Here is a 25,362-nt window from a genome sequence, read left to right as displayed (position 1 = left end):
TTTGCAAAATAAAATGTGTGTGCATAAAAATATTTATACTGTTTTTACAGCAATCATTATCTTTTATAGTGGATATGTTCAGGCCTATGATTTTTTTCAACCAGAAAGTGATTCTACTTTACTAGATTCAGACCAGTTGTTAGATCAATCAGATTTAAACTTGGAACAAAGGCGGTTAGCCATTGAGCATGATGTTGAAGTTAATAACTATAATGTGCTCAAAAATGGATTTTATTCAAATGAGCGTTGGGTGATTTATAATTATACAGCCTATGATACGGGACAACTTCAGAACAAAAACATCAATGGTTTAACGAATCATATTAATATTCAAGACTTATCCATTTCAGTTGGATATGGAGTTAATTATAGTGTTAATCCAAGACTGAAAATTGGTTATGAATATATTTCGAGTTTTCCTTATGATCGAGGTCAACTCATACGATTTTTTACGATCTATTTATTTTGAAATACAAAATGAGAATAATCTAATTCAAATAAATAGATCCGGTAAATTAATTCATCATAAAAATGCTACATGATTAAATTTTCTGATAAAGCCCAGCGTGTACTGTACCAGCTTTCGTTGTTTTAACTTGCTGCCATGTTGAAGGAAGGTGAAGCTGAGATAAATCTCGGTCAGCTTCAACGTAAATATATCCATTCTTTTTAATATGCGGCTCTACCAAGTTCGAGAGTTCTTGCCATAAATCTAGACTATAAGGTGGATCTAAAAATACCACATCGAACTGTTCTTTCAAACGAGGTAAAGCTTGTTGGGCAGTTGCATTGATTAAATGACAGTTTTGGGCTTTTAATAGCTCAACATTATCTTTTAAAAAACGTGCCTGAGTTTTGTCAGGTTCAATCATATAAACTGATGCTGCACCGCGTGACAATGCTTCAAAACCTAATGCGCCAGAGCCTGTGCATATATCAAGGACATGCGCATTTTGAATATCCCACATGAGCCAGTTAAACAAAGTTTCACGTACTCTGTCTGGAGTTGGGCGTAAACCATCAATGCTAGCAAAAGGAAGTACTCGTCTTTTCCATTTGCCGCCAATAATACGTAATTGATTTTTCATTATTCGTCGACCTCATTGGTTGCAGGACGAGCTGGTGTAGCTTGTGGTGTTGATGCAGGTGCAGTCGAAGTAGCTGGTGCTGGACTAGAGCTATCACCACCGCTTGGGAGTTCACTTGGCTTAATTCCAGCTGTCATCAGTCCACCATTGACTTGATGGTTTGCTGGTCGAGTTGGATTTTTCTTGCGAGTTAACAACCAATAATCAAAAATAGGTTTTGCAAGTTGGGCAGCAGAACCACCATGACGACCATTTTCCCAAACCACGGCAATCGCAATTTCTGGTTTTTCAGCAGGTGCAAATCCAACAAATAAACCATGGTCAAGTTGGCGTTCACTCAGAGCTGATTCATTGTAACGTTTACCCTGTGCAATACTTTTAACCTGTGCAGTTCCTGTCTTTCCTGCAATTTGATATAGAGGTGTACGAATGCCTCGGCCAGTACCTGATTGAATTACATCAATCATGGCATCGCGCATTTGAACCCAGTCTTCGTCCGTTCCGTTGAAGTTGATTTTGCCATCAGGTGCATTACGTACGGTAAATGGTTTTGCACCATGAGTTGCACGTAAAACATGAGGGGTGACATGAGAACCATGATTGGCTGTAATTGCAGTAGCCATAGCAAGTTGTAATGGTGTAGCTGTAAATGCACCTTGCCCAATACTGACGGAAATAGTTTCACCTTTCATCCATTTGGCTTTGCGAGTACGCATTTTCCATTCAGGATTTGGATAAAGACCTTCACTTTCACTTGGTAAGTCGACACCTGTTTTTTGACCGAATCCAAATTGACGCATCCATTGGTTCATTTGATCAATACCCATTTGGTGGGCTAGAATATAAAAATAGGTGTCACATGATTGCACAATGGCTTTATGCATGTTTACGATGCCATGACCAGATTTTTTCCAGTCACGGAATTTATGCGAATCACCAGGTAAGTGAAAATAACCTGGGTCAGAAATTGCTGTTGACCAGTTTACAATACCGTAGTGTAAACCACCCATGGCTTCCATTGGCTTAATGGTAGAGCCCGGCGGATATGCACCTTGTACGGCACGGTTATAAAGCGGTTGATCTAAACTATCACGTAAAGAACTATAATCCTTATGGTTAATGCCAGTCACAAATAAATTAGGGTTGAAACTTGGGCTAGATACTAAAGCCAGAATTTCACCAGTGCGAGGGTCGATGGCTACAATAGCACCACGACGGCCTGCGAGCTGTTGAGACGCAACAACTTGTAGACCATAATCTAAAGATAAATAGAGATCATTCCCACGAGTAGGATCTTTACGACCTAAATGACGCAATATATTGCTATGGGCATCTGCTTCAACAGATTCATACCCTGGTGTTCCGTGTAGCAAATCTTCATAGCTTTTTTCAACTCCAATCTTTCCAATCAGGTTGGTTCCAGCATATAAATCTTTATCAATACTTTTTAATTCTTTATCGTTAATACGCCCTACATAACCAATTACATGAGCAAATAACTCACCATGTGGGTAATAACGGGTCATTTGTGTTTCGATTCTTACGCCAGGAAATTTATATTTAGCTTCGCTGAATTTGGCAATATTGGCTTCGGTTAGATTAAGTTTAATCGCGACACGTTCAGTTTTTCGAGCAGTTTTTATACGACTTTTGAAACGATCAATATCTTCTTGTGTTAGATCTAAAATAGGCTGTAGTTGCTCAACAACATGGTCAGCATCTTCTACATCTGTTTTACTTAAAGTTGCTGTAAAAACAGGATAATTATCTGCTAATAAGACACCATTTCGGTCATAGATATAACCACGAGCAGGTGGAAGTGGCTGTAAGCGAATTCGGTTTTTGTCAGATGCTGTAGAGAATTCGTCGTAGTGAAAAATTTGTAGATAAGCGTATCGGCTAATCAATACTAATAAGCAAATGATAACCAGACCTACGGCAAAAAAGATTCGTCCTCGATAAATGCGCTTTTCTTGCTGGATATCTTTTAAAGGAAAGTGCTGCTTCATAAGGATCGACTTAATGACATAGGGTAGAAAAATAGCTGCTTATTCTAACGCAAGAGAGCTTAAAATATTGCATAATTTTCAAAGTTTCATTGCCCTTTAATAAGATACGTTTTGACTTTGCAGACAACAAAATTGTAGATACTTGTATATAAGAAGCAAAATAATTCTGTTAAAGTCTCTCATTCAATAGAATAGGGTTGTTCTCATCATACGATTAGGGAAAATGGAGAAAATAATGAGAAAAATTTATCCCTTACTTGCAGTTTTGACGGTAAGTAGTTGGGCTCATGCTCAAGACTATTCGTTTCTTCCAGAAGCAAAATTAGCAGGACATACGGCATCTACGTGGAATGTGGGTGCAGGTTTTACACAAAAATTATTACATCTAAACGGCGAATGGGTAAACCCTTATGGTATTGCCTATGCAAAAGTTGGTGCATTTTTGAATGGTGACAAAACTGCTGGTGGCCAAGTCGGGTTTCGCTATCCTTATTATCTTACCGGCACAGATAAAAATGGTTACTATATCGGTTTTTATGCTGGGCATCTCGATAGTAAAGAGGTCGATGGTGATTATAAATCCCGTTTAGGCGCTGGTGTCGATTTGGCCTATGTATTGTTGAATTCAGAAAGAATTAGTACTTTTAGTGTGGGTATTGGTGCGGCGGAAAAATTAACTGACCAAAATGGAAATGTTGCCGCGGATACTAAACCACAAATTCAATTTTCTTATTCTCTAAGTTTTGGTTTATAAAAAAGCAGTTTATTGTTAACTCGCCATAAGCAGAGCACAAATAAATACGAGAGTCTTACATGTTAGAGTACGTCAGCGGATTGTGGCAGACCTTTTTACACAGACCTGATTTTTGGGCCGTTTTGAGTATTATCCCAGTCACTGCCTTTGTTACATGGGCACACGTGTGGATGGCTTTAAAAATGGTGTTTTACCCAATTAAATTTTGGGGTTTCCACTTAGGTCCATTACCAGTAGGTTGGCAAGGTATTGTGCCACGAAAGGCTGGACGTATCTCAGGTATTATTACTGACAATACTTTATCTAAATTAGGTTCATTGCGTGAATTTTTAGAAGCAATGGATCCTGAAGACATGGCACGCATTATTGGTGAGCAGGTTGGGTTTGAACTTGAACATCTTATTGATGAAGTCATGATCGATCGTAATGCTGTACTTTGGGAAAACTTACCTTATTCAATTAAACGCCGTATTTATGCTCAGGCGCATAAACAATTACCAGGTGTGTTAAGAGAATTAGTGACTGAGCTGACCATGAACGTCGAGTCACTGGTTAATATGCGTGAAATGGTCGTTAGCCAAATGGAAGGTGACCGCCGTTTGATGGTACGCATGTTCTTAAAAGTTGGTCAAAAAGAAATCAACTTTATTTGGCATATTAGTGCTTTAATTGGAATGTTCTTTGGTATTTTCCAAATGATTGTCTGGTTTGTCGTACCTTGGCACTGGACAGTCCCGTTTTGGGCTGCGATTTGGGGTTTTTTAACGAACTGGATTGCAATCTGGATGGTGTTTAACCCTCTTGAGCCACATTATATTCGTTACCCACAGATTTTTAGGTTAACAAAAGATCGTAAGTTCCCTTGGATTGTACCAGTACTTCGAATTGGGACTTATAATGTCCAAGGTGCTTTTATGAAGCGTCAAGAAGAAGTTTCTGATGTGTTTTCAAGCGTAGTAACAGAAGATTTGATTACGTTAAAATCGATTATGACCGAAATGATGTACGGGCCGCGTAAAGATAAAACCCGCCGCATTGTGAAGCGTCATATTAACGAAATTATGGAAACACCGTTAGTTCGTACATCTTTACAGCTTTCTTTAGGGCCAAGAGAGTACGCAAGGTTAAAGACGGACTTGATTGATCGTTCAATTGAAATTACGATGGGACCCGTATGTGACCCAGCGCTGAACGCAAGCCGGGCACAGAAGATTTTTCAAATGTTTAAAGAGCGTATTCGCGAACTGACACCCAAAGAGTTTCAGAATTTATTGCGTCCTGCATTTCAGGAGGATGAATGGATTCTTATTGTATTAGGTGGGGTAACCGGATTTATTGCTGGTACAATACATTTGTTTGTGGCTTTCTTATAATTCGACGTCGGGCAGGATCTATTGAAGATTAAAGAGACTTGTTCTGCCAGGCTTCACATTCATTGTTTTAAATGAGGATGTTTTTTATGCGCATTATCTTACTCGGACCACCTGGGGCAGGCAAAGGGACTCAGGCTCAGTTGATCTGTAAGCGCTACAATGTCCCACAAATTTCAACCGGTGATATGCTCCGTGCTGCAATTCGTGAAGGTACTGAATTAGGTCTAAAAGCTAAAAGTGTAATGGAATCTGGTGGTTTGGTTTCAGATGAACTTATTATCGGTTTAGTAAAAGAACGTATTGCTCAACCTGACTGTGCAAATGGCTGCATTTTCGATGGTTTCCCACGTACTATTCCACAAGCTGAAGCTTTGGAAAAAGAAGGGATTAGCATTGATCACGTGATTGAAATTGATGTTCCTGATGAAGAAATCGTACAACGTCTTTCTGGTCGTCGTCAGCATCCAGCTTCTGGTCGTGTTTATCATACAGTTTACAACCCACCTAAAGTGGAAGGTAAAGATGATGAAACTGGTGAAGATCTTGTTCAACGTCCAGATGACCAAGAAGAAACGATCCGTAAACGTTTAGCTTCTTATCATACAGAAACTGAGCAATTGGTTGGCTTCTATCAAAGCCGTGCTGCATCTGGTGAGAATGCGCCGACTTATGACAAGCTTAATGGTTTACGTACAATTGAAGATGTACAAACAGACTTGTTTAATATTTTAGATAAATAATTAAAATATTATTTGTGACAAGGAGCTCTCATCATGAGGGCTCTTTTCTTTCATTCAGTGCAGGAGAACAATATGAAAATCATATTGATTTTGGTGGTATTGCTAAGTCTGGCACTCGTCATATTTTTGGGTTATCAGAGCTATAAAATGCTTAGGCAGGTACAAAAACAAGCAAAAGAAGAGCGTAATCAGAACAAGCGTCTAAAGTAAGATTGATTGGGTATGTTACCTATACCCAACCATATTTTTAAGCTTCAATATTTTTAGTAGTAATTTGTTTTTGCGCACCAAATTCGAAACGGTCGGGCCAGTTGCAAACATCTGCAACCACACATTCGGCACATTTAGGTTTACGGGCTATACAACAATAACGGCCGTGTAATATGAGCCAGTGATGTGAATCTAAAATAAATTCTTTAGGAATGACCTTAATTAAGCGGTGCTCAACTTCAAGTACATTTTTACCTACGGCTAAGCCAGTTCGATTTCCCACTCGGAAAATATGTGTATCGACTGCCATAGTCGGTTGTCCAAAAGCTGTATTTAAAACAACATTTGCAGTTTTACGCCCCACACCCGGCAAGGCCTCTAAGTCTTTCCTGTTACTTGGAACTTCGCCGTTAAATTGTTCCATTAAAATCTTACAGGTTTTAATGACATTTTCTGCTTTAGCGTTGTAAAGACCAATTGTTTTAATATATTCCTTTAAACCATCTACGCCCAAGTTATAGATTTTCTCAGCGGTGTTGGCCACAGGGTAAAGTTTATCAGTTGCCTTATTCACACTCACGTCGGTGGCTTGAGCTGACAACATAACAGCAATGAGTAACTCAAAAGAAGATGAATATTTTAACTCTGTTTGAGGAGAAGGCCGTTGTTCGCGAAGGCGTTCAAAGAATATTTGAATCTGCTTTTTCGTCATATTTTTGACAGCCATTCAGACCTCCTGTAGTTGCATGAGTTGCTGTTGTAGTTCTTCGAGTTGAAGACGCTTTTTAGCATCTTCACGCACACCTAGCTGTTTTTCCAGTTTCTTAATTTGGGTACGGATTTTGGCTAACTCAATTGTCGTTTTTGCATCAGTTAACACGGCTTCTTTAGGTTTCTCTGTGAGCTCAATTGACGGTAGTTCATCAAGTACCTGAGAGAACTGAGCAAACAGTTGAGTGTCAATTTCAGCGCGTACCACAGGACCTTTACGATGACTGCGACGCTTTTCTTCACGTTGAATATGTGAGTAGTAGCGTTGCCTTAAATCATTTTGTTCTGCGGCACGCTGTTGTTCATTGGGTAAGGCTTGCGTGTCCTCAACCAGATCAATGCAGTCTACTGGACAAGGTGGAATGCATAACTCACAACCCGTACATAAGTCGGTCAAGATAGTATGCATGAGCTTACCACTGCCAATAATAGCATCTACAGGACAAGCACTAATACATTTGGTACAGCCAATACATTCATCTTCACGAATAATCGCTTTCATTCGCTGTGGGCGACCATCTGTTTGTACAGGCCATACGCTACTTTCAGCGGTTAATGGAGAGCGATTGAGTAGATTTGCCAGTGCATCAGCAACAGGTTGTCCACCTGGAACACATTTATTTGCTTCTTCACCTTCAGCAATCGACTTTGCGTAGGGTAGACATCCATCACGATGTCCACATAGACCACATTGTGTTTGTGGTAATAACGCATCAATCTCGCGTATGAGAGAAATAGATGAATTCATAGTGGGCAAATAGCTTGGTTAAAACGATGCGATAATGAAGAAAAACCTAAGTAAGGTCAATGGATTTTAACGAATTTATCGGGTTTTTAATTGACCTAAAATGTAGCTAATATTGCACAATAATAGATCAATAAAAGTGAAGAGTTAAATTACTATTTCTTATCTTTGAGTAGTTTTTCTAAAAATAAGTTTTTGATAATTAAGATGAATAAAATAATTTAAAATAACTATTGTTAAAATTGATGGAAAGGGATTTAATATTTTGCTGCTAAATGATGCATTTAATAATGTATTGCACCAATTTAATTCATGACTATGCTGAGGACCGTGCATTGAAATACAACAATCTGAATGAATTCCTGAATTACGTGCAAGCGCGTGATCCGCATCAACCTGAATTTTTGCAAGCTGTCGAAGAAGTCATGACGAGCTTGTGGCCATTTATTGAAAAAAATCCAGAGTATGCAGAGCAGGGATTGTTAGAACGCCTTGTTGAACCAGAGCGTGTGATTCAATTTCGTGTTTCATGGATGAATGATCAAGGTCAGACTCAAGTTAACCGAGCTTTCCGTGTTCAATACAATTCAGCAATTGGTCCATTCAAAGGCGGAATGCGTTTCCATCCATCGGTCAATCTATCAATTTTAAAATTTTTAGGTTTTGAGCAGACTTTTAAAAACTCACTTACAACCTTACCTATGGGTGGGGGCAAAGGTGGTTCAGATTTCGATCCTAAAGGTAAATCTGATGCTGAAATTATGAGATTCTGTCAGGCATTAATGATTGAGCTGTACCGTCATTTGGGTCCGAATACTGATATTCCTGCGGGAGATATTGGCGTGGGCGCGCGTGAAGTCGGTTACATGGCAGGCATGATGAAAAAGCTGAGTAACGACACTGCTTGTGTTTTTACCGGTAAGGGAATTTCATTTGGTGGTAGCTTAATGCGTCCTGAAGCTACTGGTTATGGTACGGTTTATTTTGCAGAAGAAATGCTAAAAGCACGTGGCCAGTCTTTCGTTGGTAAAACAGTCTCTGTTTCTGGTTCGGGTAATGTTGCGCAATACGCGGCAGAGAAGGCCATGTTCTTAGGAGCAAAAGTTGTTACTTTATCTGACTCTAACGGAACTGTTTATGTAAAAAATGGTTTTACAGATGAATTACTTGATGAAGTGATGAATCTTAAAAACGTTAAGCGTGGCCGTATTTCCGAGTTTGCTTCTAAACATGGTTTTGAGTATTTTGAAGGGAAAACCCCTTGGCATATTCCTGTAGACATTGCTTTGCCATGTGCGACGCAAAATGAATTAACAGGTGATGATGCTAAAACGTTGATCGCAAATGGTGTAATGTGCGTGGCTGAAGGCGCTAATATGCCATCCACACTTGAGGCAGTTGAACACTTTATCAAAGCCAAAATTTTGTATGCGCCAGGAAAAGCATCTAATGCAGGTGGTGTCGCAACGTCTGGTTTAGAAATGTCTCAAAACGCAATTCGTTTAAGCTGGACACATGCTGAGGTCGATGAGCGTCTACATGCAATTATGAAAGATATTCATGCCAATTGTGTAAGATACGGTACAAAAGAAGACGGTACTGTTAACTATGTTGACGGCGCCAATATTGCAGGCTTTGTAAAAGTAGCTGATGCAATGCTTGCTCAAGGTATTTTCTAAGAATAGAAATAAAAAATCCGATGCAAAAGCATCGGATTTTTTTAATCTAAAAACTTATTTTTTAGGTTTTTTAACTAACTCTTGCTCTACAACCATATCTAACACATCTGCTAGGCTAGATTGGTCTGCTGCTGGATTTTTCACTTCAAAACGTTTTACACGTAAAATTACGCGTTGGTCTGGATTATGTTCAAAACCTTCAATTTGACCATAATATAGCGACCAGTTTTTGTCAGCGTAAGTTTTAACACCTTTGTCATCATATTTAATTTCACGAACTTGCATACATGTTTGTGGTGCTACACCAGTACATGATTTAGTTTGTGGAGCAACTTCTAGGAAAATAGTTTTCCCTTCAGATTGATATTTTGCTTCAGGTGTCATTTTACCAGTAAAGGTATATTTTTGACCTTGCGCATCAGTTATAGTTAATGTCGGTTGATCAACGTTTGTTGTATTAAGCTCAAATGGAATTGCACGCTTTTGGAAGAGGCTGCTAGAAAATTGTTCCTGTTTCATTAAAGCAGGTTCACACGCCATCATCGTTGACATTACGTCAGCCGTTACAATCGTATTGTTTTCAACTTTCCAAGTTGTTCCTTGACGGTTACAACCTGTTGCGATAGATAAACGGTCATTGGTAAAGTTAAGAACGATTGGTTTTTTTGTATTTTCAGGCTGATAAGACCAAGAATAATCTGTTAAAGCTTGAGTATTAACTGCTTTTTGACCTTGGAAAATGTGCTTTTGACCAGTTTTATCTGTCACGCTTAAAATCACCTGACCATTATTGTTGCTAATTTCGATTGGTAATTTTGCTTCATTAAAGATGCTATTAGAAAGTTGTTCTTGTTTCATTAGATCATCTTGGCAAGCCATTCTAGTTGAAACAAGGTTAGAAGTAATAAGTTGGTTACCTTCAACTTTCCACGTACCGCCTTGGCCATTACAACCTGTATTGATTGCTAATTTGCCATCTGCATTAAAGTTAAGAATAAGTGGTTTAGAAGCTTTTACATTTTGATAAGTCCAAGCATATTCACCTAAAGTGGCTGCAAGGTTTTGTTGTTGCTCAGATACAATCGGAGCTGGAGTATTTGTAACTGTTTGACACGCCATCAAAGAAAAAGGTAATAACGCAAGAATTAAATATTTAATTTTCATTTAAAAACTTCAAGTAAAAAAACAACAGCAATAAGCTTAAAACATTCTTAAAAAAAGAAAATGTAAACATTTGATTGTTTCGGTTTTTAAAATGTATAAGTTTGTAAGTTATTCTAATTTTCAACAAAAATAATGGTATACCCCGAAAAACGGGGTATTTGCTAATAATTAATCAAAACGATAGATATCCATGCCTAGTGAGCCCATTGTGAAGCTGCTGTGAACAATCGTAAAGCGATTGCCTGTGCCCATAGCAAAGAACAAAGGCGCAAAATGTTCAAGGGTAGGATGATTACGTTTGACATAAGGCAATGATTGCCATTCCAGTACACCATCATAATCTTGATGGGTAAGTTTATTAACAACAGCATTTCTAAAAGTTGAAGCCCATTCAGGAACTTTAGAGTTGTCTCCTTGCCAAGATAACTCGGCAAGATTATGGGTAATGCTGCCTGAACCAATGAGTAGAACTTGTTTGTCACGTAAAGGTGCGAGAGTTTGTCCTATACGATAAATTTCTTGTGCGCTTAAATTGGTTGGCAAAGAAATTTCGACTACAGGAATATCAGCGTCAGGGTACATATGCAATAGAGGCATCCATACACCATGGTCACGAGGACGTGTACTATTCGCATGGGCAACAAAATGAGCATCTGCCAGTAGTTTTAAAATTTCTTCGGCGAGCGCTGGCTGCCCAGGTGCGCTGTAGCGAATTTCATATAGCTCTTTAGGAAAGCCGCGGAAGTCATGCCATGTTTCAGGACGCGTCGCAATACAAACCTCAAGTGCTTTACTTTCCCAATGTGCTGACATCACAATGATTGCCTTCGGTGTGGGAAGATTTGCACCTAAACGATGTAGAGCAGGTCCTACTTGTTCTGGGTCAAGTGCAAGCATGGGTGAACCATGTGAAATAAACAGTCCGGGAAGGGTTTGTAGTTCCATTGCATTACACCTGAGTTGAAAAGCAGAATAATAGTCATTATGCCAAAATCAGGACATGATAAAAGTATCCTGATTTCAACGGATTGTTCCTAAAATGAAACGGTTGTTGTTTTTATGCACGGTGATAGGGATGATTATGATTAATAGTCATCGCTCGATATAGTTGTTCAATTAATAAAACCCGTACCAAAGGATGTGGCATTGTTAGTTTTGAGAGTGACCAATGCCATGCCGCAGCTTTGCGTACCTGATCCGATAAACCATCTGGGCCACCAATCGCAAGTACTACATCATTACCTTCAAGCATCCACTGTTTCATGGTGTCAGCTAATTTTTCTGTACTGAGTTCTCGACCACCGACTTCTAGGGCAATTAAAGTTTCATTTGGTTTTAACGCATTTAGAATACTTTCGCCTTCAATTTGGCAATACTTTAAAATATCTGCTTCTGAATCATTCTTACCACGTTTGGCCATAGGAAGTTCAATGACTTGGGTTTGAACAAAAGGCTGGATGCGTTTGAAATAATCTTCAAACCCCGTGAGAACCCAAGCAGGCATTTTTTGACCAATGGTCAGAATACGAATTTTCATGTTATCTATTCATTCAAAGCAGCTTGCGCATTATACCTGAGGAAGAGATAAGTTCGTGGTAGTAAAATAGGCATAAAAAACGCAGTCCAAAAAACGGTGTTGGACTGCGATCAAATGATCATCTGTCTGGAGTTCAGATGATCATAGAGAATAAAAACAAGGCTATCTATAAAAGAATAGATAACGAAGGGCACTTAATTTAATTAAATACTCTTAATACCTATTATGAGGATGGTTGGATATTTTTCAATCAAATTGTGTAACAAAAAAAAGAGAGCCGAAGCTCTCTTTTTTCATATTTTAATTAGTGACGTGCTGCTTTTGAACCTTCCACCGGTTTTACAATCGGTGTTTTAGGTAAAGGCTTTGGCATTGAGACTAATGCTAAAGGTAAGATGTCATCAATACTTTTTACAGCTTTGATTTCTAAACCTTCTTTAACATTCGCTGGAATTTCTGCCAAATCACGAACATTGTCTTGTGGAATAAATACAAGTTTGATTCCACCGCGGTGTGCTGCAAGAAGTTTTTCTTTTAAGCCACCAATACGCATTGCACGACCACCTAAACTTGTTTCACCAGTCATTGCAATATCTGGACGAATCGCAATACCTGTAAATGCTGATACAAGGGCAGTGGTTAATGCTAAACCAGCAGATGGACCATCTTTTGGTGTCGCACCTTCTGGTAAGTGAACGTGTACATCAGTTTCTTCAAAACGAGAAGCCTCAATACCCAGCTCATCGGCACGTGTACGTACTAAAGTCATTGCTGTGGTAATAGACTCTTTCATGACATCACCGAGTGAACCAGTGGTAATGAATTTACCTTTACCTTTTACAGCTGCAACTTCAATGGTAAGTAACTCACCACCTACAGATGTCCAAGCTAGACCATTTACGCGTCCTACTTGCGCTTCATCTTCTGCAATACCAAAGTCAAACTTGTGTGGACCTAAGTATTCTGGAAGATTGGCAGAGGTAATATCAAGCTGTAAGTTTTTAGACTTTTTACTTACGGCTTCTTTTACCACTTTACGCGCAATTTTAGACACTTCACGTTCTAAACTACGAACACCAGCTTCACGTGTGTAGCGTTGAACAATGTCACGAATCGCTTCTTCATGAATTGTTAACTCTTTTGCACGTAGACCGTTGTTCTTAATTGCTTTGGGAACTAAGTAGCGTTCAGCAATGTTCACTTTTTCATCTTCGGTATAACCCGGTAGACGAATAACTTCCATACGGTCAAGCAAAGCTTCAGGAATATTCATACTGTTTGCAGTACAGATGAACATCACTTCAGATAGGTCAAGATCAAGATCTAAATAGTGATCATTGAACTTACTGTTTTGTGATGGATCTAATACTTCAAGCAATGCAGAAGCTGGATCACCACGGTAGTCTTGTGCCATCTTGTCAATTTCGTCGAGTAAGAACAATGGGTTCTTCACGCCAACTTTTGTTAAAGACTGCACGATTTTACCTGGCATCGCACCAATATAAGTACGACGGTGACCACGAATCTCTGCTTCGTCACGTACGCCACCAAGCGCCATACGAACAAATTCACGACCTGTTGCTTTCGCGACTGACTCACCAAGTGAAGTTTTACCTACACCAGGAGGGCCTACTAAACATAGAATCGGACCTTTGAGTTTTTTAACACGAGACTGAACAGCCAAGTATTCAACAATACGATCTTTAACGTCATCTAAGCCGTAGTGATCTGTATCAAGAATCTCTTGAGCTTTCGCAAGGTTAATACTCACTTTGCTCGCTTTATTCCACGGCGTATCTAAAATTACTTCTAGATAGTTACGTACAACAGCCGCTTCACTAGATGCTGGTTGCATTGCTTTAAGCTTACGGAACTCAGCTTCAGCTTTTTTACGTACGTGTTCAGGTAAATCAGCTTCAGCAAGACGCTTTTCTATTTCAGCAACGTCATCTTCAGCGCCGCCATTCATGTCAGAAAGTTCACGTTGAATGACTTTCATTTTTTCATTTAGAAAGTATTCACGTTGGTTTTTTTCCATTTGGCGTTTTACGCTGTCATGCAAAGTTTGTTCAATTTGCTGTTCTGCAGATTGATTAACCAAGTAGCTCATAAGCTCTTGCAAATGTGCTTCAAACTCGTCGTGCTCTAAAAACTTCTGTTTAATTTCAATATTTAGAGGCACACGTGTTGCCACGAAGAACATAAGCTGTAGCAAGTCTTCAATTTTATTAGCAGCTGCAACCAGTTCACGTGCATTACGTAATTTTGCTTCAGCATATTGAGCAAATAAAGTACGTAACTCTTGTAAACGAGTTTCTTGGGTAGCTTTATCTACGTTAATTGTCATTGGACTTAAGCTATGTTCAGCAGTCAAATGGCTATCTTCATCGATAATTTTTTCAAGCTTAGAGCGCTGTAACCCTTCAATCAGTACTTTGATGCAGTTTTCATCATTTTCATGATTTACGACCTGAACAATCTTAGCGACAGTTCCGTACTGATAAAGGTTATCGTGATCAATATCTTCTGTAAGCGAATCTTTTTGCGCAACTACAAATACTAAATTGTCACTGTTACGAGCCACATCAACTGCATTGATCGATTTTTCACGACCCACGAATAACGCAATTTGCATGTGTGGATAGACCACTACATCACGTAACGCTAAAAGTGGTAATACACTTGGAACCTGAGGCTCTAAGTCAGTTTTTTCATTCATAATAAGTTCAGACATGGGCACTCCTAATGAGTGACAACGAGGTTGCCATGTTTTTATAGTGATGTGTATTTTGAAAATTACAAGGGCCTTTCAATAGAAAATGTGGAAAAAATGACTAATTTAGTCAACTTTTTTTAAAAATATTATGAATCAATGAATTAATTCTTAAGAAGAATAAAATTTTGTAGCAAGGATAAGTAATTTAGCTTAATAATTATGAAATATTCATATAACAAAAAATCCGTTTGGATGGAAAGTAATCAGTTTCTTGTGCCATTTATAAGCAATGTATTGTTAACAATAATGCAAAACTTATTCGATATTGAACATTAAATAGGCGTGTTAATATAAGTTGGTAAAGCGGTCTGTCACTTAAAAGTAACCATCCTTAGGGTGGTTACTTTTATGATTTTAGAGGCATGAAAAGTAAAGTATGATTTTAAGTTATTGAATTAAAATTGTTTTTATATAAAGATTATCTTTTAAAATAATAAATATGTTGAGGCGTGAGTAAAGCATCTAATGGTTGATCCCAATTTTGACGTTTTAAAGTATGCTCAATAAATTGAAATTGATGGGCCACACCCAAACGATAAGGCCTGTGTTTTGCAGTTGCCAATGTACGGTCATAATAGCCACCTCCCATACCAATACGCGTACCGTATTGATCACAAGCTAAAAGTGGCATTAACAGTAAATCAAGTTTAGATACATGTTTTCCTCTTGTTGCCATAGGTTCTTTCATACCCAATGGATGATGAGAAAAACGTCGATTTAAATATTGGTTTTTAGATATTTTTACCCAAACTAAATTTTGATTCATAGAACAAATCATAGGTAAGTAAACTTGCTTATTCTTTTTAAAACATAACTTTATGAGAAGGTCGGTATGGATTTCTCCAAAGGCATGTAAATATAAACCAATTTTTTTTGATGAATGAAAAATAGCAAGGGTATTTAGATAATGGAGAACATTAAGCTGAGCTTGTTTTTGCTCCAATTGGGTTAAAGAGCGTCTTTTAGATCTTAAATTTTTTCTAATAAAACTAAGTTCATTCATGTGTAAATCTAACAAAGATTTGAGATCAGTCGAGCAAAATTATACCTATTTTTTTTATAGCTTTATGAAAATAGAAGAGTAATTAGAAAATAACTTTAAATTTATTTGGTTAGTTAATTGTCATAAAGTGATGTGAGGTATCTTCTTTAGCGATAAAAAATTCTATTTCTTTACGTATTACCAGTATTTATTTATATTTAATGAGATAAGAATATTTAAAAAGATAAATGTGAAATTGTTAAGCCTATGAAGTTAAAAAATTTAACCATTACAATAAGCGCCTTATTGATGCTTGGTGGGTGCACAAAACAAACAGAACCTGAAGCGGCTGAAGTTGACTATAAAGCTCAATTTGAAGAGTCTGACCGTAAAATTGGAGAGTTTTTAGATCAATTGGATAATCCGAATACACCACAAGAGGTTAAAGTCAAAATCTTGTGTCATGATTATCCAGAGGTTTATAAGACCCAATATATGCCTGCATTAATAAAAATTTCACCCAAACCGTATACCGAAGAAAAATTATTGTCAGATCTGAAGAGTGCAACTGATTACTACAAAGATGCCTTTGCCATTAGGTGTAACCAATAATTAATTGATGTTTAAAATCTCAAAAAATCCGATAAGTGTGAATTGATTGGCATTATTAAGTTGTGTTAAATTTCATTTTGTCTTTATAGTTGCTAATTTAGGGGGTTTTAGATATGGAAATCTTGAAATTCTTACAGAGTTTTAATACGGTCGGTACATACTTAACAATTGCTTCAACCGTTTTAGGTGGGCTTATTATTTATTTTTACGTGATTAATCCAGCGTAATTTTTTTAAAAAGAAATAGTAAGAAATCTTCTATTTCTTTTTAATAATTAAATTTTGTTATAAATTTCAAACTATAAAAATAAGGCAGGATCATGAAGTTTAAATTATTTTTTCTTGGTTTTTTAGCTTTAGGATGTCATGCCGACGAAAACGTAAGTGATCCTGAGATTTGTAATGTGGTAAAAAAAGTCGCTTATACTGTCATGGAGGCCCGTCAACAAAAAGTTCCATCTCAAGACTTGCAACAGATAGCGAATGGTCTCGAAGACCCAAAAGCGAAACAACTTTATCAGGATTTAATTAATTCGGCTTACTCTGCCAAAGTATTCAAAACCAGTTTCTTTAAAAGAAAAGCAATAGAAGATTTTCAAACAGGCTGGTATGAAGAGTGCCTTAAAAGAAATGAAAAATAATATTAGAAAGTTTGGGATATATTAATCAGCCGATCTGAAATTTAATGTTTAAAAAGAAAACTTTAGACTGAAAGGTCTGTATGGAAAGCTAGATTGAAATAAATATTTTGAATTTTTCTTAAAGTTAAAACTAAATGCTCCGAAGATGCCGCTGCATGTGTCGTTACCCTGAACCCGATGAGTTCAAGGTGGAGGCGACGTATACTTGCTGGGTTTCCTACACGAAGGTAGGCATACACTCTAAATATACAGAACACATCCATAAGTTTAAGTATCGGCAGGGGAATAGACCCGCTGGCGAACATCCCAGAGACAGTTTAAGTATAACCGATCTGACCATGTTGGCAATCACCTAAACCTCTGGAACTGTAAACTTAGTTTGCGTTTGATGAAGCTTTGTACACTAACAAGCATAAAATATTTTTCAATTGTCCTAATAGTCTAAATAAAAAACGCCTTGCATCTATTATTCATAGAGCAAGGCGTTTTTATATGGATAGTTTATTAAACAATTTGTTCAACATCATCCAAGATCGTTTGCAGTAAACGTTCACAGTGAGTGTATTCTTGCAAAGACTTATTAAGGCTCAGTACTTCTTGAGTCAGTTGTAGAGCAACCATAATGACCAGTTTATTGTGTTCAACACGTGGAGCACTACGACGCATCTCATTAAATTTTTCATTGAGAAGTTCTGCTGCACGTTCAAGTTCATCTTTTTTATCTAAAGTAGTCGCGAGTCTAAAGGTCTGCTCAATCAGCCTAAGCTCTACCATGACTTGTTCACTCATGATTGGGTCTCCTCACCAGTTTCAGCATTAGGATGGGCAAGCTGCTGAATTTCTTGAGCATGCTGATCTTGGGCAGTACCTAAAATTCCTAAACGTTGAATAATGGCTTCAACTTTTGATTTGGCAAGCTCATTTTTTTGTAACAAACGATCACGATCTTGTTGTAAATCATGAAGCTCTTGTTGAGTTTGACGCTGGTGGGCTTGTAACTTTTCTTTTGCAACACGTAATTCATTTCGTTCGGCAAGAATTTCTTGAAAACGATTTTTTAAATCAGTCGTACTTTTTTCTAATCGGCTATAACGTTCAGCAAGTGTGTTAGCATCCTGATTCAATTGTTGAAATTGGCCTTTTAACTGAGATAATTCCTCAGTTACTGACTCAATTTCCTCTTGTTTTTTAGTGATAATACTATTTTTTTGCACAACTTGTGCGTGATGCTCTGTTTCAGCCAGTTCATTAGCTTCTGAGAGTGCCGCATGTTCACTCTCTAAATGATGTAAGCGTGTTTTTAATACGCTAATATGCGCTTGTAGCCGCTGTAATTGTTCTAACATAACGAGGTCGCACAGAATTGCAATCAAAGGTAATATATACAAAGTATAGAGATTGGATAAACGAATGCAAGACGATATTTCAGGCTGGACAGATTGGAACGCTCATTTTGAAGGAATTGAAGAAATTTCAAGCCCTAGTGAGTTACATGGTCTGTTAACAGGTATTGTTTGTGTGACAGAAGCGCCAACGCGTGAAGAATGGTCACAAATTTTAACAACCCTTAATGTGCCAGAGTTAAGTGAAGATGCTTTAGCACTTTTAACTGATGAAGCAGAAGATGTCGTTCACGCTATATCTGATGATGAATTAGATTATTTACCAATGCTTCCTGATGATGAACATACACTTCAAGAGCGTGTACAAGCATTATCAGATTGGTGTGCGGGTGTTGTATTAGGTTTTGGGTTGGCATCGGGTCATATTCGTGATGATGAACGTGAGTTGATTGAGAACCTTCAAGATATTGCAGCGGTCGAATTTGAAGACTCTGATAATGATGAGGAAGGTGAAAGTAGCTACGAAGAATTGTATGAATTTGTACGCTTAATACCTGTAAGCTTGTCTATTGGTAGAAAAAAAATCACTGTAGCTGACAGTTCTTTATTGAAAAACTTTCATGCAAAAATTAAATCTGCTCCTATAGACACAGAGCAAACTATTGTAGAAATGTTTACTCCACATCGCCCAAGCTAATTGAGGCGATGTGTTATTGGTTGTATTTTATTTTTTGACTTTAAAATTCTAAATCAAGTAGATCATTATGAAATTGCCTCAAGCTGATTTTCGACATCGTAGAGACCGTCTGGCAGAAAAAATGGGTCCAAACAGTATTGCAATTATTGCAACGCGTGAGGAAATGTACCGTAATCGTGATGCGGATTATAAATTCCGTGCCGATAGTAGTTTTTTCTATTTGACTGGCTTTGCTGAGCCTGAGGCAGTTGCTGTCATTGAAACCTTCGAGGACGATGACTATAGCTATAGTCTTTTTTGCCGTGAACGTAATCGTGAGATGGAAATCTGGAATGGTTACCGTGCAGGCATTGATGGTGCAATTGAAGACTATGACGCAGATGAGGCATATGCAATTGATTTGCTTGATGAAGAGATTATTGAAAAGTTATTAAATAAAGAGCGTCTTTATTATCGGATTGGGCACAATGCTGCGTTTGATGCACGGGTGAGCCAGTGGATTAAACAAGCAGATGCCGAGCACCGACATGAAAGCGCTCCAGCTCAATTGGTACAGCTCGACCGTATTGTCGATGAAATGCGTTTAGTCAAGTCACCACAAGAACTTGAGCTGATGCAAATTGCTGCAAATATTAGTGCTGAAGCGCATACGCGTGCGATGCAAATGGTACGTCCGGGCATGATGGAATATGCACTTGAAGCCGAGCTCAATTATATATTTGGGCAAAACGGTTGTGTGCCTTCTTATAACAGTATTGTTGGTGGTGGTGCTAATGCTTGTATTTTGCACTATGTTGAAAATAATAAGCCATTAAAAGATGGTGATTTAGTCTTGATTGATGCAGCTTGTGAATATGAGTTTTATGCATCGGATATTACCCGTACTTTCCCAGTAAATGGCAAATTTAGTGCTGAGCAAAAAGCCTTATATGAAGTTGTACTGGCTTCTCAATATGCAGCTATTGACGCAGTTCGTATTGGCAATTCTTACCGTGAACCTCATGAAGTTGCAGTCAAAATTTTAACTGAAGGCTTAGTTAATTTAGGTTTGCTCAAAGGTGATGTTAATGAACTCATCGAAACCGAAGCATACCGTCAGTTTTATATGCATGGCACAGGTCATTGGCTAGGTATGGATGTACATGATGTTGGATCTTACAAAAAAGGTGAAGACTGGCGTCAATATGAAGAGGGTATGGTTGTTACAGTTGAACCTGGTTTATACATTGCGCCAGATGATAAAACTGTAGATGAAAAATGGCGTGGTATTGGTATTCGTATTGAAGATGATGTGGTCGCAACTTCGAAAGGGCCACGAGTTCTAACTGCCAATGTAGTTAAAGATATTGCAGATATTGAACATTTAATGGCGCAAGCTAAAGCATAATTAAACGTATTCGCCAAAGGAGCAAAACTCGATGCAACAACAAGTGATTATTGTAGGTGGGGGTATGGTGGGGTTGAGCCTTTCGCTCATGCTTGCAAAGGCTAATATTGCGGTAAAGCTATTAGAAGCTGTGAAATACCCAAACTATGATGATCAAAATGTTGCCCCTTACCATTCGAGTTTTGATGCACGTAATACGGCTTTATCACGTCGTAGTGTGCAAATTTATCAGAAGCTAGGGTTGTGGGATGCATTACAGCAACATGCTACTCCAATTTTACAAGTCCACATTACTGAGCAAGGCAGTTTTGGTAAAGCTCGTTTAATTGCTGAACAAGAAAAAGTCGAAAGCTTTGGGCAGGTGATTGAAAATGCTTGGCTTGGTCGTGTTCTGTTAACTCAAGTGCGTCAGCAACCTTTGATTGAACTCATTGATGGCGTACAAGTTACAGCTTTAACTCAAGATGCTGAACAAGTACATATTGAAGCTCAGCGTGGTGAGGAAATCTTAAAGCTTGAGTCAAAATTATTAATTGCGGCTGATGGACGTGATTCTTTTTGTCGTCAGGCAATTGGCGTCGGTGTGGATGTCCATGATTATGATCAGGTTGCAATTGTCACCACGGTTCAGACATCAAAACCGCATGAGCATGTTGGTTTTGAGCGTTTTAGTGCATTAGGTCCTTTAGCTTTATTGCCTTTACCGGGTGAATATCGTCGTTCGGTTGTATGGCCTGTGAAAAAAGGCACCGAAAATGAATGGCTAGGTGAAGAAAATGACCAACACTTCTTAAGTGCCTTGCAACAAACCTATGGTGACCGAGCGGGTAAGTTTGAAAAAACGGGTAAACGTTTCAGCTATCCACTTTCACAAGTACTTGCACATAAACAAGCTGTAGGTCGCGTTATTTTAATGGGTAATGCAGCGCATACAATTCATCCAGTTGCAGGACAAGGTTTTAATTTATGCCTACGTGATGCAGATGTTTTAGTACGTTATTTAGTGAACCAATTAAGCACTTCTGATGATCTGGGTAACCCTGATAACTTACTTGCCTATGAGCAAGCTCGTTTATCAGATCAGCAGCGCGTGATTAAGTTCTGTGACACTGTAGTCCGTGGTTTTAGTAACCAAAATCCATTATTAAAATTAATTCGTAATACGGGATTAATTGCATTTGATGTTATTCCGGGTGTAAAGCCGTTGGTGGCTAATTATGCAATGGGGTTAAAAGCATGAGTGAAGTGTTGGATGTCGTCATTGTTGGTGGTGGATTGGTTGGTGGTTTAACTGCTTTATTACTTGCGCAAGGTGGGGTGCAACCCACAGTGCTTGATGCGGCTCCTGTACTTGATGTTGAGAAAACATTAAGCGTGATGAATCCACGTGTTTTAGCACTTAGCCAAGCGACCATTCATTTGCTTAAAACGGTAAATGTTTGGGATGATCTTGCGCGTCAAATGCCTTATACGGGCATGCAGGTCTGGAATCTTAATGGTTATGGTGAAATTAATTTTGGCCATGAGTCCATACAAAGACCGATGCCGGAACAAGCATTAGGTTCTATGGTTGAACCGAGTGTATTAAATGTTGCCATTCAACAAAAAATGTTAGAGCAATTAACAGATTACCGTACCCAAGTTCGTGTTACTCGTATTGAGCAGGGTGTTGGATGTTGGCATATTCAATTGGCAGATGGTACTACGCTTAAAACTAAACTGCTGATTGGTGCAGATGGCGCTAATTCATTTGTACGTGAACAGGCTTTTATTGACCTCGATGTACTGGATTACAAACAAGCAGCCATTAGCTGTGCCATTAAAACTGCAAAACCCCATCATTATGTTGCCCGTCAAATTTTCTTACCTACAGGACCTTTGGCATATTTACCTATGGCAAGTCTTGAAGAAACTGAAAACGGATACTGGCAATCAATTGTCTGGACACTACCAGATGATTATGCCGATGAATATTCAGCTTTAAACGATACTGCGTTTATGCAGCTTTTAACTCAAGAAAGCCAACACATGTTGGGTGAAGTATTAGACGTTCGTTCCAGAGCACAATTCCCGCTGAAAGCTCGCGCTGCAAAACAATACGTAAAAGCAGGCTTAGCTTTGATTGGTGATGCCGCACATGTGATTCATCCACTTGCTGGACAAGGGGTAAATATTGGCTGTCTTGATGCAGCAGTACTGTGTGACGTGTTGCTTCACGATTTAAGCCGTGGTGTATGGGCACATGAACAAACTTTAATGCGCTATGAGCATCGCCGTAAAGGTCAGAATGATGCAATGATGCATAGCATGTCGGCAATTGGTTGGCTTGAAAGTAGTGAATTATTCCCAATAGTTTGGGCTCGTAATATGGGCCTTAAGCAAGTTGAGCAGATTCCGGTTTTAAAAGATAAATTTATGCAACAAGCAAATGGTTTAGGGGCTTTACAAAGTACCCGCTATAGGCATTAAAATATTTACTGGGCCTATACTCTACTAAGCGAATTAAATGCCAGTAGATATTTTTTGAACAATCATTTATATATCATTACCAATTTGGTCATAAAAGATACGGAATTGACCAAATTGGCTCTTTGCTAAATGCAAAGAGGTTGCTAAATTTCTGAGGTCTTGGGACCATAGCAATGATGCAATAAAATCATTCTGGGGAGTGTGAAATGTCAGATATCAATGATTATGAAGATGCAGAAGATTCTGCTGTAGATGAAGATGAAGCGAAGGCAGCAGAAAGCGGTGCAGCTGATGAAGAAGCAGGCAGTATGAGTGATACTGATCTTGCTGAGGCAGAAACGCTGACTGTCACTGCTAAACAGAAACAGCGCCAAGCGCTGGAAGATGAAATCGCTGCATTTTTAGCTCGGGGTGGGAGAATTACCGAAGTTCCTCCTGATGAACATAGCGACCATTAATCTTAAAAAAAGCATCACATGAGTGGTGCTTTTTTATTTGTATGAATTTACTAAAACAGGTTTAAGGAGAGCTTTGCAGTTCTTTTAAAATCCCACATTCATCTACTGTTCGATTGGTAGAGCAGTGCTGTTTTAAATCAATTAAAGATTCTTTTAAAAGCAATAATCGTTCAATTTTTTCAGATACTTCATTTAAGTATTTATCTACTAAATTATCAATTTTCGTACATGCCTGTTTAGGCTGAGTTTTCATTTCTTTTAACGTTTTAATATCACTGAGTGAAATATCTAATTCACGGCAATGCTTAATAAACAATAGGTCGCCAAGTGTTTGCTCGGTGTAAACACGATAGTTATTTTCTGAACGTTGGATACGATCAAGTACACCTACTTTTTCGTAATAACGGATCGTATCAATTGGGACATCCGCTTTTTTTGATAATTGACCAATAGAAAGACTCATAAGGCTTGACTCTGGAGCTACTCAAGGGTTTTTAATGACTATAAAAGAGTTTTAGAGGAAATAAAATGGCTGGATGTGGTTGTGCTTCAACATGTTCTCCTTCAAAGAAAGTGAGTCCACGGTTTAGAAAAGCGCTATGGATTGCACTTATCATTAATGCATTGATGTTCGTAGTGGAAATTTTGGGTGGTTACAAAGCCCAATCGGTTTCACTATGGGCCGATGCATTAGATTTTGCCGGAGATGCAGCAAACTATGCGTTATCGTTAGTCGTACTTTCGATGAGCTTATATTGGCGTGCAACAGCGGCATTAATGAAAGGAATAACGATGGCAGCTTTTGGCATTTTTGTCATTGGAAAAGTGGTTTGGTCATATTTTCATGGTGTTCCACCTGAACCTATGGTGATGGGCGCAATTGGGGTGATGGCTTTAATTGCTAATGTTTCAGTCGCTCTGATGCTTTATGCGTTCCGTGATGGAGATGCCAATATGCGTTCTGTCTGGTTATGTAGTAGAAACGATTCTATTGCTAATGTTGCTGTAATTTTAGCGGCGGTTGGGGTATTTGGAACAGGCAGCGTATTTCCCGATTTATTTGTTGCCTTTGTCATTGCTTACTTAGGTGTATCTTCTGGTTATGCTGTTATAAAGCAATCGCAGCAAGAAAGAAAACAGTCAAAGCTAGTGTTGGGTTCTCAAGCATAATTTTGAGCACATAAAAAGTACCATTTAAACATGGTACTTTTTGCTGTTTTAAATGAACTAGATGAGTAGTGATATTGCGATACTCCACATAACGCAACCGATAATGAAATCTAAAATTTTCCAAGCTTTTGGATTGGTAAATAATGGTTTTAATAATCTTGCGCCATAGCCCAAACTGAAAAAGAAAATCCAAGAGGCAACAATGCTGCCCAAAGCAAAACTAATTTTGTCTTCTAGCTGGGTTGCCACTGAACCAATCAGAACAATGGTATCTAAATAGACATGTGGGTTAAGCCAAGTAAAGGCAAGACAGGTCACTAGGGCTTGGGTTAAAGTCTGTTTCTGGTTGCTATCAAGTTCCATACTCTGGGTGGTCTTAAATGCAGCATAGAATGCTTTCGCGCCGTAGACGAATAAAAACGTTGCTCCTAAATATTTAGCTACCGTAATTAGAATAGGAGAGGCCGTCATGATTTCGGCAAAACCTAATACACCAAAAGCGATTAGAATCGAGTCGGACAGCGCACAGATTAAACATAGCCAAAACACATATTGCTGTTTAAGCCCTTGTTTTAGAACAAAAGCATTTTGAGCGCCAATTGCTACAATTAGGCCACTACCAATACCGAAACCTTTAAAAAATATACTAAGAGAGAACATAGCAGTAAGGTGAAAAAATCAGATGTGGGAATTATCTGACTTTTTATTAAAAAATAAGTAAAATTAAGAATATTTAGGTTTAGCTAAAAAAAATTTAG

At 38.3% G+C, this 25,362-nt stretch carries 28 protein-coding genes and 1 other RNA gene; 15 read left to right on the top strand and 14 right to left on the bottom strand.

All coding sequences use genetic code 11. The features are described 5' to 3' along the window. Nucleotides 1-13 precede the first annotated feature (13 nt). On the top strand, nucleotides 14-469 hold the full coding sequence (locus tag MKL38_RS07295; protein ID WP_270902932.1) for a hypothetical protein: 456 nt from the start codon (nucleotides 14-16) through the stop codon (nucleotides 467-469). A gap of 73 nt (nucleotides 470-542) precedes the next feature. On the opposite strand, the gene rsmD is transcribed toward MKL38_RS07295, so the two are convergent. Both rsmD and mrdA read right to left on the bottom strand, forming a co-directional pair. Then, on the bottom strand, nucleotides 543-1,088 hold the full coding sequence (gene rsmD, locus MKL38_RS07290; RefSeq protein WP_270902931.1) for a 16S rRNA (guanine(966)-N(2))-methyltransferase RsmD: 546 nt from the start codon (nucleotides 1,086-1,088) through the stop codon (nucleotides 543-545). Then, nucleotides 1,088-3,097 (bottom strand): penicillin-binding protein 2, encoded by a 2,010-nt coding sequence (mrdA, locus tag MKL38_RS07285; RefSeq protein WP_270902930.1) that lies wholly within the window; start codon nucleotides 3,095-3,097, stop codon nucleotides 1,088-1,090. Before mrdA ends, rsmD begins: the two co-directional genes overlap by 1 nt. A 235-nt stretch (nucleotides 3,098-3,332) precedes the next feature. Here mrdA and MKL38_RS07280 point away from each other — a divergent pair, with 235 nt between their 5' ends. The 4 genes from MKL38_RS07280 to MKL38_RS19245 all read left to right on the top strand — a co-directional run bounded on the left by MKL38_RS07280 (nucleotide 3,333) and on the right by MKL38_RS19245 (nucleotide 6,174). Further along, entirely contained in the window at nucleotides 3,333-3,851 is a 519-nt protein-coding gene (locus tag MKL38_RS07280; RefSeq protein WP_005042185.1) for a hypothetical protein, read from the top strand. Between the two features lie 59 nt (nucleotides 3,852-3,910). Then, a complete protein-coding gene (locus MKL38_RS07275) occupies nucleotides 3,911-5,224 on the top strand; it encodes a membrane protein (RefSeq protein ID WP_003652996.1) in 1,314 nt (437 codons plus the stop codon). Nucleotides 5,225-5,310: 86 nt separating this feature from the next. Next, the gene (gene adk / locus MKL38_RS07270; RefSeq protein WP_003652994.1) at nucleotides 5,311-5,964 is read left to right on the top strand and encodes an adenylate kinase; all 654 of its coding nucleotides are present in this window, start codon (nucleotides 5,311-5,313) and stop codon (nucleotides 5,962-5,964) included. A gap of 72 nt (nucleotides 5,965-6,036) precedes the next feature. Further along, nucleotides 6,037-6,174, top strand: coding sequence for a hypothetical protein (locus MKL38_RS19245; RefSeq protein ID WP_003652992.1), 138 nt, complete (start codon nucleotides 6,037-6,039; stop codon nucleotides 6,172-6,174). 37 nt (nucleotides 6,175-6,211) lie between these two features. Here MKL38_RS19245 and nth read toward each other — a convergent pair whose 3' ends face one another. Beyond that, complete coding sequence (gene nth, locus MKL38_RS07260; protein ID WP_231761677.1) at nucleotides 6,212-6,901, bottom strand: endonuclease III; 690 nt, start codon at nucleotides 6,899-6,901, stop codon at nucleotides 6,212-6,214. Next, on the bottom strand, nucleotides 6,902-7,693 hold the full coding sequence (locus MKL38_RS07255; protein ID WP_270902929.1) for an RnfABCDGE type electron transport complex subunit B: 792 nt from the start codon (nucleotides 7,691-7,693) through the stop codon (nucleotides 6,902-6,904). Nucleotides 7,694-7,965: 272 nt separating this feature from the next. Here MKL38_RS07255 and gdhA point away from each other — a divergent pair, with 272 nt between their 5' ends. Next, complete coding sequence (gdhA, locus tag MKL38_RS07250; RefSeq protein WP_209830226.1) at nucleotides 7,966-9,369, top strand: NADP-specific glutamate dehydrogenase; 1,404 nt, start codon at nucleotides 7,966-7,968, stop codon at nucleotides 9,367-9,369. Between the two features lie 54 nt (nucleotides 9,370-9,423). Here gdhA and MKL38_RS07245 read toward each other — a convergent pair whose 3' ends face one another. The 5 genes from MKL38_RS07245 to MKL38_RS07225 form a co-directional block, all read right to left on the bottom strand. Then, nucleotides 9,424-10,533 carry an META and DUF4377 domain-containing protein gene (locus tag MKL38_RS07245; protein ID WP_270902928.1) on the bottom strand — a complete coding sequence of 370 codons (1,110 nt, stop codon included), beginning with the start codon at nucleotides 10,531-10,533 and terminating at the stop codon, nucleotides 9,424-9,426. A 168-nt stretch (nucleotides 10,534-10,701) separates the two neighbouring features. Further along, nucleotides 10,702-11,478, bottom strand: a complete 777-nt coding sequence (locus tag MKL38_RS07240; RefSeq protein WP_270902927.1) for a DODA-type extradiol aromatic ring-opening family dioxygenase — start codon at nucleotides 11,476-11,478, stop codon at nucleotides 10,702-10,704. Between the two features lie 112 nt (nucleotides 11,479-11,590). Next, complete coding sequence (rlmH, locus tag MKL38_RS07235; protein WP_003652981.1) at nucleotides 11,591-12,070, bottom strand: 23S rRNA (pseudouridine(1915)-N(3))-methyltransferase RlmH; 480 nt, start codon at nucleotides 12,068-12,070, stop codon at nucleotides 11,591-11,593. Nucleotides 12,071-12,374: 304 nt separating this feature from the next. Further along, nucleotides 12,375-14,804 (bottom strand): endopeptidase La, encoded by a 2,430-nt coding sequence (gene lon, locus MKL38_RS07230; protein WP_045434518.1) that lies wholly within the window; start codon nucleotides 14,802-14,804, stop codon nucleotides 12,375-12,377. A gap of 460 nt (nucleotides 14,805-15,264) precedes the next feature. After that, the gene (locus MKL38_RS07225; RefSeq protein ID WP_270902926.1) at nucleotides 15,265-15,849 is read right to left on the bottom strand and encodes a 5-formyltetrahydrofolate cyclo-ligase; all 585 of its coding nucleotides are present in this window, start codon (nucleotides 15,847-15,849) and stop codon (nucleotides 15,265-15,267) included. Nucleotides 15,850-16,095: 246 nt separating this feature from the next. Here MKL38_RS07225 and MKL38_RS07220 point away from each other — a divergent pair, with 246 nt between their 5' ends. The 3 genes from MKL38_RS07220 (at nucleotide 16,096) to MKL38_RS07210 (ending at nucleotide 17,080) form a co-directional block, all read left to right on the top strand. Then, a complete protein-coding gene (locus MKL38_RS07220; RefSeq protein ID WP_270902925.1) occupies nucleotides 16,096-16,440 on the top strand; it encodes a hypothetical protein in 345 nt (114 codons plus the stop codon). Nucleotides 16,441-16,553: 113 nt separating this feature from the next. Beyond that, nucleotides 16,554-16,667 carry a hypothetical protein gene (locus tag MKL38_RS07215; protein WP_128814522.1) on the top strand — a complete coding sequence of 38 codons (114 nt, stop codon included), beginning with the start codon at nucleotides 16,554-16,556 and terminating at the stop codon, nucleotides 16,665-16,667. Nucleotides 16,668-16,759: 92 nt separating this feature from the next. After that, on the top strand, nucleotides 16,760-17,080 hold the full coding sequence (locus MKL38_RS07210) for a hypothetical protein (RefSeq protein ID WP_270902924.1): 321 nt from the start codon (nucleotides 16,760-16,762) through the stop codon (nucleotides 17,078-17,080). Between the two features lie 132 nt (nucleotides 17,081-17,212). Here the strand turns inward: MKL38_RS07210 and ssrS are convergent. From ssrS to MKL38_RS07195, 3 genes are all read right to left on the bottom strand, one after another. Next, nucleotides 17,213-17,396: non-coding RNA, 6S RNA (gene ssrS / locus MKL38_RS07205), on the bottom strand. 188 nt (nucleotides 17,397-17,584) lie between these two features. Continuing rightward, nucleotides 17,585-17,869 (bottom strand): cell division protein ZapA, encoded by a 285-nt coding sequence (locus MKL38_RS07200; protein ID WP_003652859.1) that lies wholly within the window; start codon nucleotides 17,867-17,869, stop codon nucleotides 17,585-17,587. After that, entirely contained in the window at nucleotides 17,866-18,426 is a 561-nt protein-coding gene (locus tag MKL38_RS07195; RefSeq protein WP_270902923.1) for a hypothetical protein, read from the bottom strand. The genes MKL38_RS07200 and MKL38_RS07195 overlap by 4 nt, the downstream gene beginning before the upstream one ends. Nucleotides 18,427-18,490: 64 nt before the next feature. Here MKL38_RS07195 and MKL38_RS07190 point away from each other — a divergent pair, with 64 nt between their 5' ends. From MKL38_RS07190 to MKL38_RS07170, 5 genes are all read left to right on the top strand, one after another. Then, nucleotides 18,491-19,120, top strand: coding sequence for a UPF0149 family protein (locus MKL38_RS07190; protein ID WP_270902922.1), 630 nt, complete (start codon nucleotides 18,491-18,493; stop codon nucleotides 19,118-19,120). Nucleotides 19,121-19,187: 67 nt separating this feature from the next. Then, nucleotides 19,188-20,507: a Xaa-Pro aminopeptidase gene (pepP, locus tag MKL38_RS07185; RefSeq protein ID WP_270902921.1), complete on the top strand. Its 1,320-nt coding sequence runs from the start codon at nucleotides 19,188-19,190 to the stop codon at nucleotides 20,505-20,507. A gap of 31 nt (nucleotides 20,508-20,538) precedes the next feature. Then, nucleotides 20,539-21,747, top strand: a complete 1,209-nt coding sequence (gene ubiH / locus MKL38_RS07180) for a 2-octaprenyl-6-methoxyphenyl hydroxylase (protein ID WP_270902920.1) — start codon at nucleotides 20,539-20,541, stop codon at nucleotides 21,745-21,747. Continuing rightward, a complete protein-coding gene (locus MKL38_RS07175) occupies nucleotides 21,744-22,976 on the top strand; it encodes an FAD-dependent monooxygenase (RefSeq protein WP_056478561.1) in 1,233 nt (410 codons plus the stop codon). The genes ubiH and MKL38_RS07175 overlap by 4 nt, the downstream gene beginning before the upstream one ends. Before the next feature lie 206 nt (nucleotides 22,977-23,182). Beyond that, entirely contained in the window at nucleotides 23,183-23,434 is a 252-nt protein-coding gene (locus MKL38_RS07170) for a hypothetical protein (RefSeq protein WP_003652849.1), read from the top strand. Between the two features lie 61 nt (nucleotides 23,435-23,495). Here MKL38_RS07170 and MKL38_RS07165 read toward each other — a convergent pair whose 3' ends face one another. Further along, complete coding sequence (locus MKL38_RS07165) at nucleotides 23,496-23,897, bottom strand: MerR family transcriptional regulator (protein WP_080026514.1); 402 nt, start codon at nucleotides 23,895-23,897, stop codon at nucleotides 23,496-23,498. Between the two features lie 65 nt (nucleotides 23,898-23,962). Here MKL38_RS07165 and MKL38_RS07160 point away from each other — a divergent pair, with 65 nt between their 5' ends. Next, nucleotides 23,963-24,604, top strand: coding sequence for a cation transporter (locus MKL38_RS07160; RefSeq protein ID WP_270902919.1), 642 nt, complete (start codon nucleotides 23,963-23,965; stop codon nucleotides 24,602-24,604). A 57-nt stretch (nucleotides 24,605-24,661) separates the two neighbouring features. Here MKL38_RS07160 and MKL38_RS07155 read toward each other — a convergent pair whose 3' ends face one another. Next, complete coding sequence (locus tag MKL38_RS07155; protein WP_270902918.1) at nucleotides 24,662-25,264, bottom strand: LysE/ArgO family amino acid transporter; 603 nt, start codon at nucleotides 25,262-25,264, stop codon at nucleotides 24,662-24,664. Nucleotides 25,265-25,362: the final 98 nt, after the last annotated feature.

This window comes from Acinetobacter sp. AOR14_HL (assembly GCF_027855175.1).
Lineage (GTDB): Bacteria > Pseudomonadota > Gammaproteobacteria > Pseudomonadales > Moraxellaceae > Acinetobacter > Acinetobacter calcoaceticus.
This window is presented reverse-complemented; position numbering and strand designations above follow the sequence as displayed.

Excerpts from the sequence above, each read along its gene's own strand:
- lon (WP_045434518.1), bottom strand. The coding sequence starts at position 14,804 with ATGTCTGAACTTATTATGAATGAAAAAACTGACTTAGAGCCTCAGGTT.
- MKL38_RS07280 (WP_005042185.1), top strand. The coding sequence starts at position 3,333 with ATGAGAAAAATTTATCCCTTACTTGCAGTTTTGACGGTAAGTAGTTGG.
- MKL38_RS07200 (WP_003652859.1), bottom strand. The coding sequence starts at position 17,869 with ATGAGTGAACAAGTCATGGTAGAGCTTAGGCTGATTGAGCAGACCTTT.
- MKL38_RS07165 (WP_080026514.1), bottom strand. The coding sequence starts at position 23,897 with ATGAGTCTTTCTATTGGTCAATTATCAAAAAAAGCGGATGTCCCAATT.
- MKL38_RS07175 (WP_056478561.1), top strand. The coding sequence starts at position 21,744 with ATGAGTGAAGTGTTGGATGTCGTCATTGTTGGTGGTGGATTGGTTGGT.
- MKL38_RS07245 (WP_270902928.1), bottom strand. The coding sequence starts at position 10,533 with ATGAAAATTAAATATTTAATTCTTGCGTTATTACCTTTTTCTTTGATG.
- rlmH (WP_003652981.1), bottom strand. The coding sequence starts at position 12,070 with ATGAAAATTCGTATTCTGACCATTGGTCAAAAAATGCCTGCTTGGGTT.
- MKL38_RS07295 (WP_270902932.1), top strand. The coding sequence starts at position 14 with ATGTGTGTGCATAAAAATATTTATACTGTTTTTACAGCAATCATTATC.
- MKL38_RS07255 (WP_270902929.1), bottom strand. The coding sequence starts at position 7,693 with ATGAATTCATCTATTTCTCTCATACGCGAGATTGATGCGTTATTACCA.
- nth (WP_231761677.1), bottom strand. The coding sequence starts at position 6,901 with ATGGCTGTCAAAAATATGACGAAAAAGCAGATTCAAATATTCTTTGAA.
- mrdA (WP_270902930.1), bottom strand. The coding sequence starts at position 3,097 with ATGAAGCAGCACTTTCCTTTAAAAGATATCCAGCAAGAAAAGCGCATT.
- MKL38_RS07240 (WP_270902927.1), bottom strand. The coding sequence starts at position 11,478 with ATGGAACTACAAACCCTTCCCGGACTGTTTATTTCACATGGTTCACCC.
- MKL38_RS07225 (WP_270902926.1), bottom strand. The coding sequence starts at position 15,849 with ATGAATGAACTTAGTTTTATTAGAAAAAATTTAAGATCTAAAAGACGC.
- adk (WP_003652994.1), top strand. The coding sequence starts at position 5,311 with ATGCGCATTATCTTACTCGGACCACCTGGGGCAGGCAAAGGGACTCAG.
- MKL38_RS07190 (WP_270902922.1), top strand. The coding sequence starts at position 18,491 with ATGCAAGACGATATTTCAGGCTGGACAGATTGGAACGCTCATTTTGAA.
- gdhA (WP_209830226.1), top strand. The coding sequence starts at position 7,966 with ATGATGCATTTAATAATGTATTGCACCAATTTAATTCATGACTATGCT.
- MKL38_RS07220 (WP_270902925.1), top strand. The coding sequence starts at position 16,096 with ATGAAGTTAAAAAATTTAACCATTACAATAAGCGCCTTATTGATGCTT.
- MKL38_RS07160 (WP_270902919.1), top strand. The coding sequence starts at position 23,963 with ATGGCTGGATGTGGTTGTGCTTCAACATGTTCTCCTTCAAAGAAAGTG.
- MKL38_RS07215 (WP_128814522.1), top strand. The coding sequence starts at position 16,554 with ATGGAAATCTTGAAATTCTTACAGAGTTTTAATACGGTCGGTACATAC.
- rsmD (WP_270902931.1), bottom strand. The coding sequence starts at position 1,088 with ATGAAAAATCAATTACGTATTATTGGCGGCAAATGGAAAAGACGAGTA.
- MKL38_RS07155 (WP_270902918.1), bottom strand. The coding sequence starts at position 25,264 with ATGTTCTCTCTTAGTATATTTTTTAAAGGTTTCGGTATTGGTAGTGGC.
- pepP (WP_270902921.1), top strand. The coding sequence starts at position 19,188 with ATGAAATTGCCTCAAGCTGATTTTCGACATCGTAGAGACCGTCTGGCA.
- MKL38_RS07275 (WP_003652996.1), top strand. The coding sequence starts at position 3,911 with ATGTTAGAGTACGTCAGCGGATTGTGGCAGACCTTTTTACACAGACCT.
- MKL38_RS07210 (WP_270902924.1), top strand. The coding sequence starts at position 16,760 with ATGAAGTTTAAATTATTTTTTCTTGGTTTTTTAGCTTTAGGATGTCAT.
- MKL38_RS07170 (WP_003652849.1), top strand. The coding sequence starts at position 23,183 with ATGTCAGATATCAATGATTATGAAGATGCAGAAGATTCTGCTGTAGAT.
- ubiH (WP_270902920.1), top strand. The coding sequence starts at position 20,539 with ATGCAACAACAAGTGATTATTGTAGGTGGGGGTATGGTGGGGTTGAGC.
- MKL38_RS19245 (WP_003652992.1), top strand. The coding sequence starts at position 6,037 with ATGAAAATCATATTGATTTTGGTGGTATTGCTAAGTCTGGCACTCGTC.
- MKL38_RS07195 (WP_270902923.1), bottom strand. The coding sequence starts at position 18,426 with ATGTTAGAACAATTACAGCGGCTACAAGCGCATATTAGCGTATTAAAA.